The 15217-nt window shown below is 70.6% G+C and carries 12 protein-coding genes and 1 riboswitch; of the genes, 6 read left to right on the top strand and 6 right to left on the bottom strand.

Features of this window, described 5'->3' with window-relative positions; genetic code table 11:
* The first annotated feature begins 103 nt into the window (after positions 1-103).
* Complete coding sequence (locus DFR74_RS00060; RefSeq protein ID WP_084537849.1) at positions 104-622, top strand: DUF1772 domain-containing protein; 519 nt, start codon at positions 104-106, stop codon at positions 620-622.
* A 180-nt stretch (positions 623-802) separates the two neighbouring features.
* On the opposite strand, the gene DFR74_RS00055 is transcribed toward DFR74_RS00060, so the two are convergent.
* Positions 803-2539, bottom strand: coding sequence for an ABC transporter ATP-binding protein (locus DFR74_RS00055; RefSeq protein WP_067510977.1), 1737 nt, complete (start codon positions 2537-2539; stop codon positions 803-805).
* Complete coding sequence (locus DFR74_RS00050) at positions 2536-4353, bottom strand: ABC transporter ATP-binding protein (RefSeq protein WP_232331799.1); 1818 nt, start codon at positions 4351-4353, stop codon at positions 2536-2538. Before DFR74_RS00050 ends, DFR74_RS00055 begins: the two co-directional genes overlap by 4 nt.
* 186 nt (positions 4354-4539) lie before the next feature.
* Positions 4540-4636: riboswitch (TPP riboswitch) on the top strand.
* Between DFR74_RS00050 and DFR74_RS00045 the strand changes: the two genes are divergently transcribed.
* The 4 genes from DFR74_RS00045 to DFR74_RS00030 all read left to right on the top strand — a co-directional run bounded on the left by DFR74_RS00045 (position 4630) and on the right by DFR74_RS00030 (position 7945).
* Complete coding sequence (locus DFR74_RS00045; protein ID WP_067510997.1) at positions 4630-5334, top strand: TenA family protein; 705 nt, start codon at positions 4630-4632, stop codon at positions 5332-5334. Its footprint overlaps the riboswitch before it by 7 nt.
* Positions 5331-6353: an ABC transporter substrate-binding protein gene (locus DFR74_RS00040; RefSeq protein ID WP_067510979.1), complete on the top strand. Its 1023-nt coding sequence runs from the start codon at positions 5331-5333 to the stop codon at positions 6351-6353. Before DFR74_RS00045 ends, DFR74_RS00040 begins: the two co-directional genes overlap by 4 nt.
* The gene (locus DFR74_RS00035; protein WP_067510980.1) at positions 6331-7149 is read left to right on the top strand and encodes an ABC transporter permease; all 819 of its coding nucleotides are present in this window, start codon (positions 6331-6333) and stop codon (positions 7147-7149) included. The genes DFR74_RS00040 and DFR74_RS00035 overlap by 23 nt, the downstream gene beginning before the upstream one ends.
* Entirely contained in the window at positions 7142-7945 is an 804-nt protein-coding gene (locus DFR74_RS00030) for an ABC transporter ATP-binding protein (RefSeq protein WP_067510981.1), read from the top strand. Before DFR74_RS00035 ends, DFR74_RS00030 begins: the two co-directional genes overlap by 8 nt.
* 112 nt (positions 7946-8057) lie before the next feature.
* On the opposite strand, the gene DFR74_RS00025 is transcribed toward DFR74_RS00030, so the two are convergent.
* The 4 genes from DFR74_RS00025 to DFR74_RS00010 form a co-directional block, all read right to left on the bottom strand.
* A complete protein-coding gene (locus DFR74_RS00025; RefSeq protein ID WP_067510998.1) occupies positions 8058-8408 on the bottom strand; it encodes a hypothetical protein in 351 nt (116 codons plus the stop codon).
* 122 nt (positions 8409-8530) lie between these two features.
* On the bottom strand, positions 8531-9391 hold the full coding sequence (locus DFR74_RS00020) for an NAD(P)-dependent oxidoreductase (RefSeq protein ID WP_067510982.1): 861 nt from the start codon (positions 9389-9391) through the stop codon (positions 8531-8533).
* Between the two features lie 64 nt (positions 9392-9455).
* Positions 9456-10880, bottom strand: a complete 1425-nt coding sequence (locus DFR74_RS00015; protein WP_067510983.1) for an MFS transporter — start codon at positions 10878-10880, stop codon at positions 9456-9458.
* 18 nt (positions 10881-10898) lie between these two features.
* Positions 10899-11471: an NADPH-dependent FMN reductase gene (locus DFR74_RS00010; RefSeq protein WP_067510984.1), complete on the bottom strand. Its 573-nt coding sequence runs from the start codon at positions 11469-11471 to the stop codon at positions 10899-10901.
* Positions 11472-11595: 124 nt separating this feature from the next.
* Between DFR74_RS00010 and DFR74_RS00005 the strand changes: the two genes are divergently transcribed.
* A complete protein-coding gene (locus tag DFR74_RS00005; RefSeq protein WP_067510985.1) occupies positions 11596-14727 on the top strand; it encodes a BTAD domain-containing putative transcriptional regulator in 3132 nt (1043 codons plus the stop codon).
* Positions 14728-15217: the final 490 nt, after the last annotated feature.

The following is a 15217-nucleotide window of genomic DNA, read 5'->3' as shown; positions in this document are numbered from 1 at the left end:
GGTGGACGAACAAGCATGGATCAGCGATGAACGAACATTGGTTGTTCGCCCTTCGTGGCGGAAAGTGGATGTAGGAAGCCGATCCGAACGAGAGGGAAGTCCGATGACCAGCCAGCAAGTCCACACTCCGGTACGTGCCGCGACCGGCGGGGGAGCCGGGTTCGGGCTCGGTGCCGCGCTGGTGGTCATGGCGCTCGTGGCGGGCCTGAACTTCACGTTCTCGGCCGCGGTGATGCCCAACCTGTCCGGCGTGGACGACGAGACGTTCGTCCTGATCACGCAGCGGTTCAACGAGAACCCGGTGTTCCCCCTGTTCTTCACCGCCGCCCTCGTGCTCACGGCCGTAGCCGCCGCGCTGGTGGCGTGGCGGGCGCCGGGACCCGCGCTGTACTGGACGGTCGCCGCGCTCCTGCTCTACATGGTGGTGCTGGCGATCACCGGCGGGCTGCATCTTCCGCTCAACGAGGCGATCGATCGCGCGGAGCCCACCGACCTCGCGCGAGCCCGGGACGATTTCGAAACCCCGTGGGTGATCGGCAATTTCGTGCGGACAGTGTTCTGCGTCGCCGCGCTGGCCGCGCTCGCCCGAGCGCTCCGGCTCTGCGGCCGAGCCGGACGATGAGCACGGATCGGCGATCGGCCGACAGGTAGGGCGAGCGCGGTCCGGAATGCGTTGAGCGCCGGTGTTTCCCGGGAGTGCGGGCCGAGCGACGCTCGGCCCGCACCCCAATGCGACGAATTCCCGTGGGCGACAAGCGCATCAGCGCTCGAAGCCCTGGGGGACTCGCCGGGATAACCGATCTCAGCCGCGGGCGGCGGTGAGCCTCCATCCGGCCGCGCGGGTGCGCTCGGACCAGAACGCCGCGTAGCGCCCGCCGGCTTCGAGGAGTTCGTCGTGGGTACCGCGTTCCACGATGCCGCCCTCGTCGAGGAAGAGGATCTGGTCGGCGTGGCGGATGGTGGGGAGGCGGTGGGCGACCACGAGGACGGTTCTGCCCTGGGTGAGTTCGCGGATGCCGCGCACGACGGCGGCCTCGTTCTGCGGGTCCAGGGCGCTGGTCGCCTCGTCCAGGAGCACGACGGGCGCGTTCTTGAGCAGGGCCCGCGCGATCGAGATGCGCTGGCGCTCACCGCCCGACAGCGCGGTGCCGCCCTCGCCGACCCGGGTGTCCCAGCCGTCGGGGAGCCGCGCGGCGATCTCGTCCACCCGCGCGGTGCGGGCGGCCTCGAGCACCTCCTCGTCGGTGGCGTCGGGCCGTCCCACGCGGATGTTGTCCAGCACGGTCTGGTCGAACAGGTACACGTCCTGGAAGACCAGCGAGACCTGGTTCAGCAGCGTTTCCGAGGTCAGGTCGCGCACGTCGCGGTCGCCGAGCAGGATGCGCCCCGCGTTCGTGTCGTAGAACCGCGCGGCCAGACGCAACACGGTGGTCTTGCCCGCTCCGCTGGGCCCGACGATCGCCGTGGTGGTGCCGGCGGGCGCCTCGAACGAGACCCCTTGCAGCACCGGCTCTTCCGGCCGGTAGCCGAACTTGACGTCCTCGAATCGCACGCCGGCGTCGGCGGGTTCCGCGGGCTCGGCCGGCTCGGCGACGACCGGGGTGTCGAGGAACTTGTTGATCTTGTTCACCGCGACCATCGCGCGCCGGATGGCGGTCGACAGCTCGGCCGCCTGGTTCAGGGGCTCGACGAACCGGGAGCTCACGGCGATCAGCGCGATCGCGACCGGCACCGAGATATCGCCGGACGTCGACAGCGAGATCACCAGCCACACCAGCGGAATGAACGTCAACTGCACCACGAACGAGAAGATCACCAGGCCGGGCACCGACGCCCAGATGGAGCGCCGGGTGGCCTCGCCCTGTTCGCGCAGCGCCGTGCGCAGCTGCCGCGTGCCGGAGTCGTCGGCGCCGAACGCCCGCAACACCGGTTGCGCCTGGGCGAATTCGATGACCCGCGAATTGGCCTCGGCGGCGGCCTGGTGCTGGCCGACGGTGGCGTGCGCGTAGAGCGAGCCGCCCCACTTGTTCACGAAGTAGAGCACGGGCGCGCTGGCCACCATGGCCAGCGAGATCCGCCAGTCGATGAACAGCATGCCGACGGCGACCGTGGCGGGCACCAGCACGGCGGTGACCAGCGGCGTGAGCAGGTGCGCGAACACGCCCATCACCTCGCGGGTGCTGGAGGTGATCAGGCGCGAGGCCTGGCCCGAGGTGGACGGGCCGAACGCGCCCAGCGGCATGGCGCCCAGGTGGTCGCCGAGGCGCATCTGCAGGTGCCGCATCAGGGCGACGCCGATGCGCAGGCCGATCTGGGCTTGCAGGAAGCTGGCGGCGGCCACCACCAGGTAGGCCGCCACGATGCCGGCGAGCCACCAGCCCGCGCGGTCGAGCCGGTCGGCGAAGACGTCCTCGAGCAGCGGCGCGAGCAGCACGTAGGCGATGCCCTGCGCGACCGAGAGCACCACCAGTGCGGCGCCGTAGCGGGGGAGCAGGGGCCGGTGCTCTTCGGGCACCAGGCGGGTGATCTGGCGGATCATCGTGCGGCTCCCTCGATTTCGCCGAGGTCGCGGACCGCGGCCTCGTTCGCGTCCCACAGCCCGCGGTAGGTTCCGCCGGCCGCGAGCAGTTCGTCGTGCGTGCCCCGCTCGACCAGCTTGCCGTCCTCGAGGACCAGCAGTTCGTCGACACCGGTGATGGTGTGCAGGCGGTGCGCGATCACCAGCACGGTGCGCCGGGCCACCAGTTCGGCCAGGGCGTCCTGGATCGCCGCCTCCGATTCCGGATCGGCGAACGCGGTGGCCTCGTCCAGCACCAGGATCGGCGCGTCGGCCAGCAGTGCCCGCGCGATCGAGAGTCGTTGCGCCTCACCGCCGGACAGTCGCGCGTCGTCGCCGATCACCGAGTCGTAGCCGCGCGGGAGTTCCAGGATGCGGTCGTGGATCTGGGCCGCGCGGGCGACGCGTTCGATCTCCTCGGCGCTCGCGTCGGGCCGCGCCAGCGCCAGGTTCGCGCGCACCGTGTCGTGCAGCAGGCGCACGTCCTGGAACACGAACGACACGAGCCGGTACAGGTCCTCCTGCGGCATCGAACGGATGTCCTGGCCGTCGATGGTGATGCGGCCCCGCGTGACGTCGTGGAAGCGCGGCAGCAGCTTCGCCATCGTGGACTTGCCGGACCCGCTCGGCCCCACCAGCGCGGTGATGGTGCCCGGCCGCAGCGTCGCCGACACGCCCTTCAGCACGTCGTGGCCCTCGTGGTAGCCGAATTGCACGTCCTCGAACACGACCTTCCCCGGCTCCACGACCTGCGCGTCGACCGGGTCGATCTCCTCGAGTTCGGCGACCTGCATCTGCTCGTGGAGCCGCAGGCAGGCCGCGTCGGCCTGGCGCAGCGACTGCGCCGAGTAGCCGACCGTGAGCACCGTGGTGCCCAGGCCCAGGCCCAGCAGCAGGAACGGCAGCAGGTCCAGCGCGGACATGCCGCCCGAGACCAGCGGCAGGCCGACGGCCAGCACGACCACCATGAGGAACACCGGGTTGAGCAGCAGGCTCGCCGACGCTTCGATCCGCGTCATCGGCGTCGCCCACGCCTTGAAGTAGTCGGTGAAACCCTCGACCGCCTCGCGGTAGCGGGTGTGGGCGCGGCGGGCCTGACCGAACGCCCGCACCACCTGGATGCCGTCGACGAATTCGACCGTCGCCGATTCCGAGCGCTTCTCCCACTCGGTGTACTCGCGCATCTTCTCGTCGTAGTTGCGGCCCATCATCGCCCCGAGCGCCACGCCGTAGAGGGCCAGCGGCGCCAGCAGCGCGAGCGCGAGCCGCCAATCGACGAGGAACAGGTAGCCCAGGGTGAGCAGCGGCGTGACGATGGCCGCGGTGAACTCCATCTGCGCGTGGGCGACCAGGTAGTGGATCGCCTCCACGTCGTCCTGGAGGAGCTTCTTGACCTCACCCGAGGTGCGCGCGCCGAACCAGCCCAGCGGCACCCGGCGCAGCTTGTCGGCCAGCGACTGGCGCAGGTGCAGCTGGTTGTCGGCGTCGATGACGTGGGTCCACAGCAGCGCGCCGGAGTAGAGCATGCCGCGCAGGCCGAGCAGGATCAGCGCCACCAGCACCGGCTGCCACACGGCGGTGGTGTCGCCGTCGAGCAGCCGCCGGGCGGCCTCGACGATGAGGACGAAGGGCAGCACCGCGCACACCGCGGAGGCGAACACGATCGCGCTGGCGATCGCCAGGCGCCCGCGTACGGGGGCGAGGATCGCGGCGCGCGCCGCCTTCTCGGCTTGTTTGGCCTGTTTCGGGTCGGCGACCGTCTCGGGACGGTCGCCGGTCAGGCTGTCTTCGGGCACAGAGGAACCCCTACGCATCGTTTCGGGTGGGTAGTCATCGCGCAGTGTATCCAGTGCGCGCGGATGCAGGAAAGCCTTGCCTAATGCCTGGGAGCGGACTGTGACCAGCGGTACTTTCCGGGCCGTGTGCGGCGGCGGAGGGCCGGACGTAGGTCCCCTTCGTCCGGATCGGCACTGCTATGGTCGGCAGTGGACACGGGGTGCTTCGCGTCCGCGAGGCTGAGAACACACCCGCCGAACCTGTTCAGGTAATACTGACGAAGGGATGTCACGGCGTTGTACGCCTCTACGACGAACACCGGTCGGTTCACCGACCAGCTCTGGGACCGCACGAAGGACCTGCGGGTCGCCATCGAGGAACTCGAATTCCTGCGCCGCCTCGGCGACGGCACGCTGCCGCCCGAGGTGTTCCGCACCTACATCGAACAGGATTCGCTGTACCTGACCGCGTATTCGAAGGCGCTGGCGATCCTGGCCTCGAAATCGCCCGATCCGCGGACTGCCGCGTTCTGGGCGACCTCGTCGGCCACGGCGGCCGCCGTCGAATCCACGATGCACGACGAACTGCTCAACGGGGGAGCGCTGCCCCCGCGCGAGGGTGAGCCGGAGCATTCGCAGACCTGCCTGGCCTACGTGTCGTATCTGATCGCGACCGCCGCGACCGAGTCGTACGCGGTGGCCGCGGCGGCGGCGCTGCCGTGCTTCTGGATCTACGCCGAGGTGGGCCGCGACCTGGCCGAGAGCGCCGCGAAGGTGATCGCCGCCGATCCGGACCACCCGTACGCGCGGTGGGTCACCACCTACGGCGCCGAGGAGTTCCAGAACTCCGCGGTCACCGCCCGCGCACTGGTCGACGAGGCCGCCGAGTCGGCGAGCGAGCGGGACCGGGACGCGATGGCGACGGCGTTCACGATCGCCACCCGCTACGAACTGATGTTCTGGGACACCGCCCTGCATCCGCAGCCCTGGCCCGCGTCATGACCGGTCGCCTGCGCCGCGCGCTCGCGGTCGTCGTCACCGGTGTCGCGCTGCTCTCGGCGCTCACCGCCTGCGGTTCGGGATCGGATTCCGGCGACACCATCCGCTTCGCGCTCGACTGGACGCCGAACACCAACCACTCGGGGCTCTACGTCGCCCTGCAGCGCGGCTACTTCGCCGAAGCGGGGCTGGACGTGCAGGTCCTGCCGTACAACAACACCTCGGTCGGCACCGTGATCGACGCCGGGAACGCGGAATTCGGTATCAGCACGCACAATTCGGCGACGTTCGCCCGCGCGGCGGGGGCGCGCACGAAGTCGGTGCTCGCCCCCTTGCAGCACTGGGCGACCGGGATCGGTGTGCGGGCCGACCGCGCCGACATCGCGAGCCCGAAGGACCTCGACGGCAAGACGTACGCGGGCTTCGGCGATCCGGGGGAGAAGGAAGCGCTGCAACAGGTCATCCGCAACGACGGCGGCACCGGCGATTTCACGTCGGTGACGCTGGGATCGTCGGCCTACGAGGCGGTCTACTCCGGCAAGGCCGACTTCACCGTCTCCTACCTGGCGTGGGAGGGCATCGAAGCCGAGCACCACGGCACGCCCATGAAGTACTTCCGCTACACGGATTTCGGCTTCCCCGACGCCTACGCCATCGTGATCGACGCCAACGAGGACTGGCTCGCGGCGAATCCCGAGCGCGCGCGGCAGTTCGTGCAAGCGTTGCAGCGCGGCTACCAGTTCGCCGCCGACAACCCCGACGCGGCGGCTCAGGATCTCATCGACGCCAATCCCGGTGCGTTCAACGACGAGAAGCTGGTCTTCGAGAGTCAGCGCATGCTGGCCGAGCAGTTCATGAAGGACGCCGACGGCCGGGTGGGCACCCAGACGCAGGCGCAGTGGGCGGCCAATTCCGGCTTCCTGTACCGGGGTGGTCTGCTGAACGGGCCCGACGGCTCACCGCTGACGGCGGAGCCCGACTGGTCGACCTATTTCACCAATGAGTACCTCGGCAACCCGTGACATCGCGGTAGGCGGTGCGGCGCGCTCGGGCGGAATCCGGTGGGCCGTCCCGTCCGTCGTGACGGTGGCCGTGCTGGTCGCCGTCTGGCAGATCTACGTTTCGGCCAGTGGAATTCGCCCGCAGGTGCTGCCCTCGCCGATGCGGGTGGCGCGGCAGGGGTGGGCGCATCGCGAGGAGATCGGCACCCACGCCGCCGCGACCTTGCAGGTGACGCTCCTCGGGTTCGCGGTGTCGCTGACGCTGGCGTGGGCGCTGGCGATCGTGGTGGATTTCTCGCCGTGGTTGCGGCGTGCGTTCGTGCCGCTGTTCGTGGCGTCGCAGACGCTGCCGATCGTGGCGATCGCGCCGCTGATGATCATCTGGTTCGGGTTCGGACTGCTGCCGAAGATCCTCGTGGTCTCGTTGGTGACCTTCTTCCCGATGGCGATCGGCCTCATCGAAGGGTTCGCCGCGGCCGACCGGGAGGCGGGGGCACTGCTGCGGAGCATGGGCGCCTCGCGCGCGCAGGTGTTCCGGTATGTGCGGCTGCCTTCGGCGGTGCCGCGGTTCTTCACGGCCCTGCGCATCGGCATCACCTACGCGGTGGTCGGTGCGGTGTTCGCCGAATACGTCGGTGCCAGTGCAGGTCTCGGCATCTACATGAGCCTGCAGAAGAACTCGTTCCGCACCGACCTGGTGCTGGCGGCGGTGCTGGTGACGGCGCTGCTGAGCATCGCGCTGTACCTGTCGACGTTCCTGATCGAACGGCTGGTCGCGCCGTGGGCGCTCGCGGAGAACAGGAGCGGTCGTGGTTGAGGACCGGCTCGTCGTGGACGGGCTTCGGAAATCGTTCCCCGGGCACGGGCGGCGCGCCCCGGATCTCGCGGTGCTGGGCGGGGTTTCGTTCACCGTGCGGTCGGGGGAGTTCGTGAGCGTCATCGGGCCCAGCGGGTGCGGGAAGAGCACCGTCTTCAACATGCTGGCCGGACTGGAAACCCCGGATTCGGGCGGCGTGCGCTTCCGCGCGGCCGAGGGCGAGGATCCGGCCTCGCATTGCGCCTATATGCCGCAGAAGGATCTGCTGTTCCCGTGGCGGACCATCCTCGACAACACCATCCTCGGGTTGCAGGTGCGGGGCGTGCCGAAATCGGAGGCCCGCCGCCGCGCCCTCGAACTGTTCCCGGTGTTCGGGCTGGCCGGGTTCGAGAACGCGCGACCGTCGCAGCTGTCGGGCGGGATGCGACAGCGGGCCGCGCTGTTGCGCACCGTGGTTCAGGAACGCGAAGTGCTGCTGCTGGACGAACCTTTCGGCGCGCTCGACTCCCTGACCCGCACCGAGATGCAGTCCTGGCTGCAAGAGGTGTGGCAGCGCTACCGATGGACGGTGCTGATGATCACCCACGACATCCGCGAGGCCGTGTACCTGTCCGATCGCGTGATCGTGCTCTCGGCCCGCCCCGCGACCGTGCGCCACGAGGTGCGCGTCGACCTGCCCCGGCCCCGCGACCTGTCCACGATCACCGCACCCGAATTCGCGGCGCTGGAACAGGAATTGCTGGAGATCCTGCACGAGGAATCGCGGCGGGCGTTCGCCGAACAGAAGACGGTGTGAGGGTGGGCCTTGCGGTGGGCCGCTCCACCGGGCGGCGGCGTCGGCGACCAGATCGCGCAGGGTGGCCCACGCCGGGGCGGCACGGTAGTCCTCGATACCGCCCCGGGTGGTTCTAGCCTCGGAAGACCTCGACGTGGGCGCCGGTCGCGATGGCGAAGATGCCGGGGCCCGCGCCGGTGCAGCCGGCGGTGATGCGGTCGCCGGAGGGGGTGAAGGGGTAGCTCAGCGTGTGGTACGGGCCGATGGCGTAGAGCGGAAACGGGCCGCTGGCGTAGAGGCCGACGCACTCGACGCGCAGCACGTAGTTGCTGCCGCCGTCGGGATGACAGATCGCCGATGCGCCGAACAGGTCCTTTTCGACGACGCAGTCCTGCGGCGCCGCCTGAGCGGCCCCGGAACCGAGGACCACCGTGCCGGCCAGGCCCGCGAGTCCTGCCGCCGCCGTGACGAATGCTTTCTTCATGGATTCTCCTCCGGTGTTCGAGTGGGTTTCGTCGGCAAGGTATTCGATGCCGACGGTGATGCGGGGACGGGTCGTCCGCCGCACGTCAGGGGAGTCGCCGCGCGAGCTGGTTCGTGGGCCGCTCACCGGCGGCCGAAGTGCTCGACGAGGCGCGAATAGCTGTCGTCACCGTGGCCCGCCGCGAGCGTGTCGGCGACGAGCCGGCCGGTGTAGGTGGGGAATTCGGTATCGATGCCGCGCGCACGGCTTTCGGCGATCAGATCCTCGAGCGAGGGCAGGTGGTGCTTCAACGCGCCGAAGGGAGTGGCGAATTCGGCGCGATCGATCTCGCCCGCGAGCATCGGGAACAGGCCGGGCAGGCCCGCCAGCGCCGGCTCCGCCTGTTCGGCGTAGCGGACGATCGGGATTCCCGCATCGCCGAGCAGCGCCGCGGCGTGCAGGAATCCGTTCAGCAGGCCCCACATGATGTCGTGGAACGCCAGCCCGTAGACCAGGGGCACGCGCGGGTCCTCGGAGACGTGGGTCGCGCGGCCGCCGAGCGCCCGCAGGATGGGCTCGTGGCGGTCGAACACCGGGCGCGGACCGCCGTAGAAGATCACCGCGTCCGGGGAACCGATCGCGGGGGCGATGGTCATGATCTGGCCGTGCAGGTAGTCGGCGTAGTGGGCGGCCACCGATTCCGCTGCCGCCGCGGCCCGTTCGGACGGACCGTCGGTCAGGTTCACCACGGTCCGGCCCGCCAGCGCCCCGCCGACCGACCGCAGCAGATCCACGGCGATCTCGCCGCCTTGGACATTGACGATCACCAGTTCCGCCTCGGCGACGGCCGCCTCCGGTGACGCGGCCAGGCGTGCTCCCTTGGCCACCAGCGTTTCCGCCTTGGCCGCGGACCTGTTCCAGACGATCAGCGGGTGGCCGGCGTCCAGCACGGCGGTAGCCAGAGCGGAGCCCATTTCGCCCAAGCCCAATACTGCGACTGTCATGATTCTCCTTCTTCGTGGATACCGAAAGGCGTTGTCGTATAGATGGTTTCGAGGTTCTCCACGCTCATCCGGCCGAAGCGGGCACGGGCGCCGCGGTGTGATCACGCGTGTCGACCCCTCGACGTCCGCGCATCACCCCCGCCGCGAGCAGGCCGAGCAGGGTGGCCGCGGCGGCGACCACGACCGTGGTGCGCAGCCCGTCGGCGGTCGCTAGGCGCAGGGCCGTGCCGTCGAGACCGTCCAGTCCCGCGTTGGCGATGCCGACGAGGACCGCGAGGCCCGCGCCGATGCCGACCTGCATCGCGGTGTTGGCCATCCCGCCCGCGGTGCCTTGTTCGTGTTCGGCGACACCGGTTCCGGCGGCGGCGAACATGGTCGGGAAGATCGTGCCCATCCCCGCGCCGTACACCAGGATTCCGGGCAGGATCGTCCAGTAGGAGCCGTCCACGGCCATCCCGGCGGCGAGGAGCCCGCCGCCGGCCGCGCCCAGCAGCAGGCCGGTGATCAGGGTGGCGCGGATACCGGTCCGCACGATGAGCCTTTCGGCGACGAAGTTCGCGACCGCGATGACCACCGACAGGCTCAGGAACACGAGCCCGGTGACGAGTGCGCTGTATTCCCACACGTTTTGGAGGAACAGCGTGAGGAAGTAGACGACATTCTGTGTGCTGGCGCCGAACACGAAGATGACCGCGAGGGCCGGGCCCAGCGCCCGCGCCAACCGCAACGGCATGAGCGGGCCGGCACTGCGCGCCTCGATCATCAGGAACGCGCCCAGCAGCACGACCGCCGCCGCGCCCCCGGCCAGGACGGGTTTCGACGTCCACCCGGACTCGGGCGCCTGCGCCACCGTGAACACCAGCAAGGTGACGCCCACGGTGCCGGTGAGCGCGCCGGGCACGTCGAAGCCCCGCGTGCGATCGCGGGGACCGTCGGCCCGGAGCACGAAGAACGCCGCGCCCGCGCCGGCCAGCACGAGGGGGATGTTGATCAAGAACACGGCCTGCCAGCCGAACACACTGGTCAGCACGCCGCCGAGCAAGGCGCCGAGGCTGAGCCCACCGGCTCCGGCGCCCGCCCAGACCGCGAGCGCTCGGATGCGTTCCCTTCCCTCCTCGAACATGGTGTTGACCAGCGAGAGCGTCGCGGGGAACAGCAGTGCCGCGCCGACCCCTTGGATCGCGCGCGCGGCGATCAGCGCGGCCGTGGTGGTGGCGAGGCCGCCGAGCAGGGAAGCGGCGCCGAACAACGCCATGCCGAGGACGAAGATGCGTCGTCGGCCGAGGAGGTCGGCGGAGCGTCCGCCGAGGAGCAGCAGGCCGCCGAAGAAGATGGCGTAGGCGCTGACGACCCATTGCATGGTGTGTCCGGTGAACCCGACATCGCGGGCGATGTCGGGCAGGGCGACGTAGATGATGGTGAAGTCCAGCGAGGTGATCAGACTGGAGAAGGCCAGGAGGGCCAGAGCCGCGGCCGGGTGTTTTCTCATCGGGGTCCTTCTTCGTGCTCAGAGCGGGTAGGGGCGCGCGACGCGGGCGTCGTGGAGCGCGCGGGCCCACCAGGTGAGCTGGTTGAGCAGGGCCGTCGCGGCGGCGCCCGCGCCGGCGAGGTCGAGCGGCTTGCCGGAGTCGTCGAATTTGTTCCAGCACGAGTGGAAGCTCACGGTGTCGCGAATCGTCACGGCGTGCAGTTCGCCGAACACTTGGCGCAGTTGTTCGGCGGCCCGCAAGCCGCCCGAGACGCCGCCGTAGCTGACGATGGCGACCGGTTTCGCCTTCCACTCCTCGACATAGGAGTCGATGGCGTTCTTGAGCGGGGCGGGATAGCCCCGGTTGTACTCGGGCGAGACGATCACGAACGCGTCGGCGCGCGCCAGGCGCGGCGCGAGTGCGGCGACGGCGGCGTCGGATTCGTCGAGGACATCGGAGAGCCCGGCGTCGGCCAGATCGATGAGGTCGAGGTCGAGTCCGCCGTGCGCTGCCGCGTGTTCGTGAAACCATGTGGCGACCGTGGGCCCGAATCGGTGTGCGCGGGTGCTGCCGATGATGATCGCCACGTGCACGGCATCGGTTGCGTGCATAGGATCCGCCTTTCCAGCCGAAGTCGTCGTACCCGCACGACTTTCGCGGCCCCGGCCTACACGCCCCTTACCGCCGCCCTACACGGTGATCACCCCCGGTTACGCGGGCCGTATCGTCACGGGCATGAGGTTCGGCGTGCTCGGCGCACTGGCGGTGTGGACGGAGGAGGGTGCGCCCGTCGCGATCCCGCCCGGCCAGGTGCGCACGGTGCTCGCCGTTCTCCTCGTCCATCGCGGGCGTCCGGTGTCGACCGATCGGCTGATCGATGTGCTGTGGCCGCGGCGGGCGCCCCGCGACGCGGCGAGCGCGCTCCAGGTCAAGGTCTCGCAACTGCGCGCCGCCCTCGCCGCCGCCGAACCGGACGCGCGCGCGTTGGTGGCCTCCGGCTCCACGAGCTACCGGCTGGAGGTCGCGGCCGACGCCGTGGACGCGGGCCGGTTCGAGGAGGCGCTGGCCCATGCCGGACCGGACGCCCGGTCCCGGGCCGAGGCTCTCACGGCCGCATTGCGACTCTGGCGCGGCCCGGCGTTCGCCGACGTGGCCGACGCGGAGTTCGCGGCGGTCGAGATCGCCCGGCTGGAAGAACTGCGGCTGTCCGCGGTGGAGACCCGGGCCGAGGCGCTGCTCGAACTCGCCGAAGACAGCGATCTGGTGGGCGAATTGGCGCCGCTGGTCGCCGAACATCCCCTGCGCGAACGACTGCGCGCCGCGCACCTGCGCGCCCTCTACCGGTCCGGACGGCAGAGCGAAGCCCTGGCCGGGTTCACCGAGTTGCGCGAACGGCTGCGCACCGAACTCGGCGTCGATCCCGGCCCCGAGGTGGCCGCCGTGCACCGCGCGATCCTCGCGCAGGATCCGCTGCTCGCGCCCAGCCCGGCGAGCACGCCGACCAACCTGCCCGGCGAGCTGACCGAACTGATCGGTCGCGCCGAAGCGGCCCACGACGTGCGCGGCATGCTCGGCGAGTATCGGATGGTCACCCTCGTCGGACCGGGCGGCGTCGGCAAGACTCGGCTCTCGATCGAAGTGGCGCGCTCGCTGCGCCCCGACCACCCCGATGGCGTGTGGTTCGTCGAGCTGGCCGGACTCGACGCGAGCGCCGCCGCGCGGACGACCGTCGTGGACACCGTGCACGCGGCGCTCGGCATCCGCAACGACATCCGGTCCGCCGCCGATCCGTTCGACCAGCTGGTCACCGCGCTCGACGGCAAGCGGGTTCTGCTGGTCCTGGACAACTGCGAACATCTGGTGGCCGTGGTCGCCGAAGTGGCTGAGCGACTGATGCGTTCGGCCGCCGGATTGCGTGTGCTGGCCACGAGCCGCGAGCCACTGGGCGTGGACGGTGAAGCCGTCTACCCGGTGCCCGCGCTCGAATTGCCCTATGCGCCCGCGGATATCGGTGTGGAGGCGCTGCCGAAGTTCAGCGCCGTCCGGCTGTTCGCCGCGCGGGCGGCGGCCGCCTCGCCCGGCTTCGCGATCGATGCGGGCAACGCCGCGGCCGTCGCGGTCATCTGCCGTCGCCTCGACGGGATTCCCCTGGCGCTGGAGCTGGCCGCGGCCCGCGTGCGGGCCCTGGGCGTGCGAGAGTTGGCCGCCCGCATGGACGATCGGTTCGAGCTGCTGGTCACCGGACGGCGGGGCGGTCCGGGCCGGCAGCAGACGCTGCGCGCCGTGATCGACTGGAGCTGGGAGCAGTTGTCCGAGCCGGAACAGGCGGTGTTGCGCAGGCTTTCGGTGCACGGGGACGGCTTCGGGCTCGCGGCGGCCGAAAGTGTCTGCGCGAGCGCCGATCTGCCGGGAGCCCGGGTGCCGGACCTGCTCGCGCGCCTGGTGGATCGCTCACTCGTCGCGATGAAGGACACCGATGCCGGGCCGCGCTACCGGCTGCTGGAATCGGTCGCGCTGTACTGCGCGCAGCGGCTCACCGAAGCCGGTGAGGCCGACGCGGTGCGCGGTGCGCGCAACGAGTACTACGCGGCGCTGGCGGAGCGGGCGCGGGCGTGGCTGCGCGGCGCCGATCAGCGGCGGTGGCTGGCGGTCCTGGACACCGAGTACGCGAATCTCCGGTCTGCCGTGGAGGATTCGGTGCGGCGTGGGGACGTCGAGGTCGCGCTGCGCCTGGTCGATGCCCTGGGCTGGTACTGGTTCCTGCGTGGGCGGATCAGGGAGGGTGTCCGGCTGCTCGACGCGGCGCTCGGCGCTGCTCGAGGCGCCGCACCGGCGCTGCGGGCGCGCGCCAACGGGTGGTGGTCGGCGCTCACGCTGCTCAGCGCGGGCGCGTCGGACCGGTCGGAACTGGTCGACGCGGCGGTCGCGGGATTCGACGGGGTGGACGATCCGGCCGGCCTGGCGTTCACCGAGTGGCTGCTCGGCGAGGTGCTGCTCGGCGGTGGCGACCATTCGGTCGGCGAAGCCCTCGCGCAGCGTGCCGTGGCGGGATTCCGTGCGGCCGAGGACGAATGGGGTCTCGCGGCCGCTTTGAGCAGCGCCGGCCACCACGCCCTGCTGCGCGGCGACCTCACGGCCATGCATCGCGACGCGACCGAAAGTGCCCGCCTCTTCACGGTTCTCGGCGACCGGTGGGGGCAGCTGCGGGCCGCCGAACTCCTCGGCAGGCGTGCCGAGATCGTCGGCGATTACACCGAAGCCGTGCGTCTGCGCCGCGACGGACTGCGCCGGGCCGAGGAACTCTGCCTGTGGCCGCAGGTCGCCGACATGATGTCGGGGCTCGGCCGGCTCGCGTTGCTGGCCGGCGATCTGCCCCGGGCGCGGCTGCTCCACGAACGCGCGCTCGCGCTCTCGGTGGGGCAGGGCCACGAACTCGGCCGGGTTTTCGCCGAGGTGGGCCTCGGTATCGGCGCGCGCCGTGAGGGACGACTCGACGACGCCGAGCAGCACACCCGCGCCTCCTTGGATTGGAACCGGGCCGTCGGCTACGCGCCCGGCGTCGCGCACAGCCTCGCCGAACTCGGCTTCATCGCCGAGCTGCGCGGCGATCCCGAGCGCGCCCGCGCCCTGCACGACGAAGGCCTGACCGTTGCCCGGTGCACCGGCGACCCCCGCGCGGTCGCCCTCGCGCAGGAAGGTCTCGCCGGCGCGGCGGCCCTCGCCGGGAACTTCGACGAAGCCCGCCGCCTCCTCGCCGCCGCGACGGAGGCGCGGGCCGCGGCGGGTGCGCCCCTGCCCGACCAGGAGCGTTTCGACGTGGACCGCATCGCGACGGCGATCAGTGCGGACGCGCACGAGCGTTCTTGATGCGTCGAGGGCTCGGGTTGACGCGGATATGCTGCGCCGCATCATGATCGGTGAAGCACAACGGTTGTTCCGGCTCGGTATGTTCCCGATCCGGCCTGCGGGGTGTTCTCGCGGCGGCCACGCGGGCGGCGCTCACGGAGTTGCGTTCCTGACATCCCGAACGGTTCTATGTCTACGCACTGCTGACGACGGGCGAGGCGCTGCCGCCGCACCTCGCCGTGTGCCCGCTCGAAGGTGACGGGCGCGCCGGAATCGAGCGATGGAATCCGTCCGAAAGCCCCCACGTGATAACGGGATATGAGGGAGTGCTTCCGACACGTGGTGCTTGCGTTCGGCACCCGGGGATCTCTACATCGGATGCGGGAGGCCGTGGACGCCGAGTTTCACACTCGGTTGGTTGCGTCCAATAGCGTGGTGTACGGCCCGACCACCCGAGCAGCCCCCTGTTCCGAGCGTGTCGTAGCCGGAAACGAGGTGGTCACCGCGTGAC

Origin of the sequence: Nocardia puris (assembly GCF_003315035.1) — a bacterium.
GTDB lineage: Bacteria > Actinomycetota > Actinomycetes > Mycobacteriales > Mycobacteriaceae > Nocardia > Nocardia puris.
This window is presented reverse-complemented; position numbering and strand designations above follow the sequence as displayed.

Bases quoted from the DNA above. Each gene is read 5' to 3' on its own strand.
- DFR74_RS00060 (WP_084537849.1), top strand. From the start codon at position 104: ATGACCAGCCAGCAAGTCCACACTCCGGTACGTGCCGCGACCGGCGGG.
- DFR74_RS00055 (WP_067510977.1), bottom strand. From the start codon at position 2,539: ATGATCCGCCAGATCACCCGCCTGGTGCCCGAAGAGCACCGGCCCCTG.
- DFR74_RS00040 (WP_067510979.1), top strand. From the start codon at position 5,331: ATGACCGGTCGCCTGCGCCGCGCGCTCGCGGTCGTCGTCACCGGTGTC.
- DFR74_RS00035 (WP_067510980.1), top strand. From the start codon at position 6,331: ATGAGTACCTCGGCAACCCGTGACATCGCGGTAGGCGGTGCGGCGCGC.
- DFR74_RS00025 (WP_067510998.1), bottom strand. From the start codon at position 8,408: ATGAAGAAAGCATTCGTCACGGCGGCGGCAGGACTCGCGGGCCTGGCC.
- DFR74_RS00020 (WP_067510982.1), bottom strand. From the start codon at position 9,391: ATGACAGTCGCAGTATTGGGCTTGGGCGAAATGGGCTCCGCTCTGGCT.
- DFR74_RS00015 (WP_067510983.1), bottom strand. From the start codon at position 10,880: ATGAGAAAACACCCGGCCGCGGCTCTGGCCCTCCTGGCCTTCTCCAGT.
- DFR74_RS00010 (WP_067510984.1), bottom strand. From the start codon at position 11,471: ATGCACGCAACCGATGCCGTGCACGTGGCGATCATCATCGGCAGCACC.
- DFR74_RS00005 (WP_067510985.1), top strand. From the start codon at position 11,596: ATGAGGTTCGGCGTGCTCGGCGCACTGGCGGTGTGGACGGAGGAGGGT.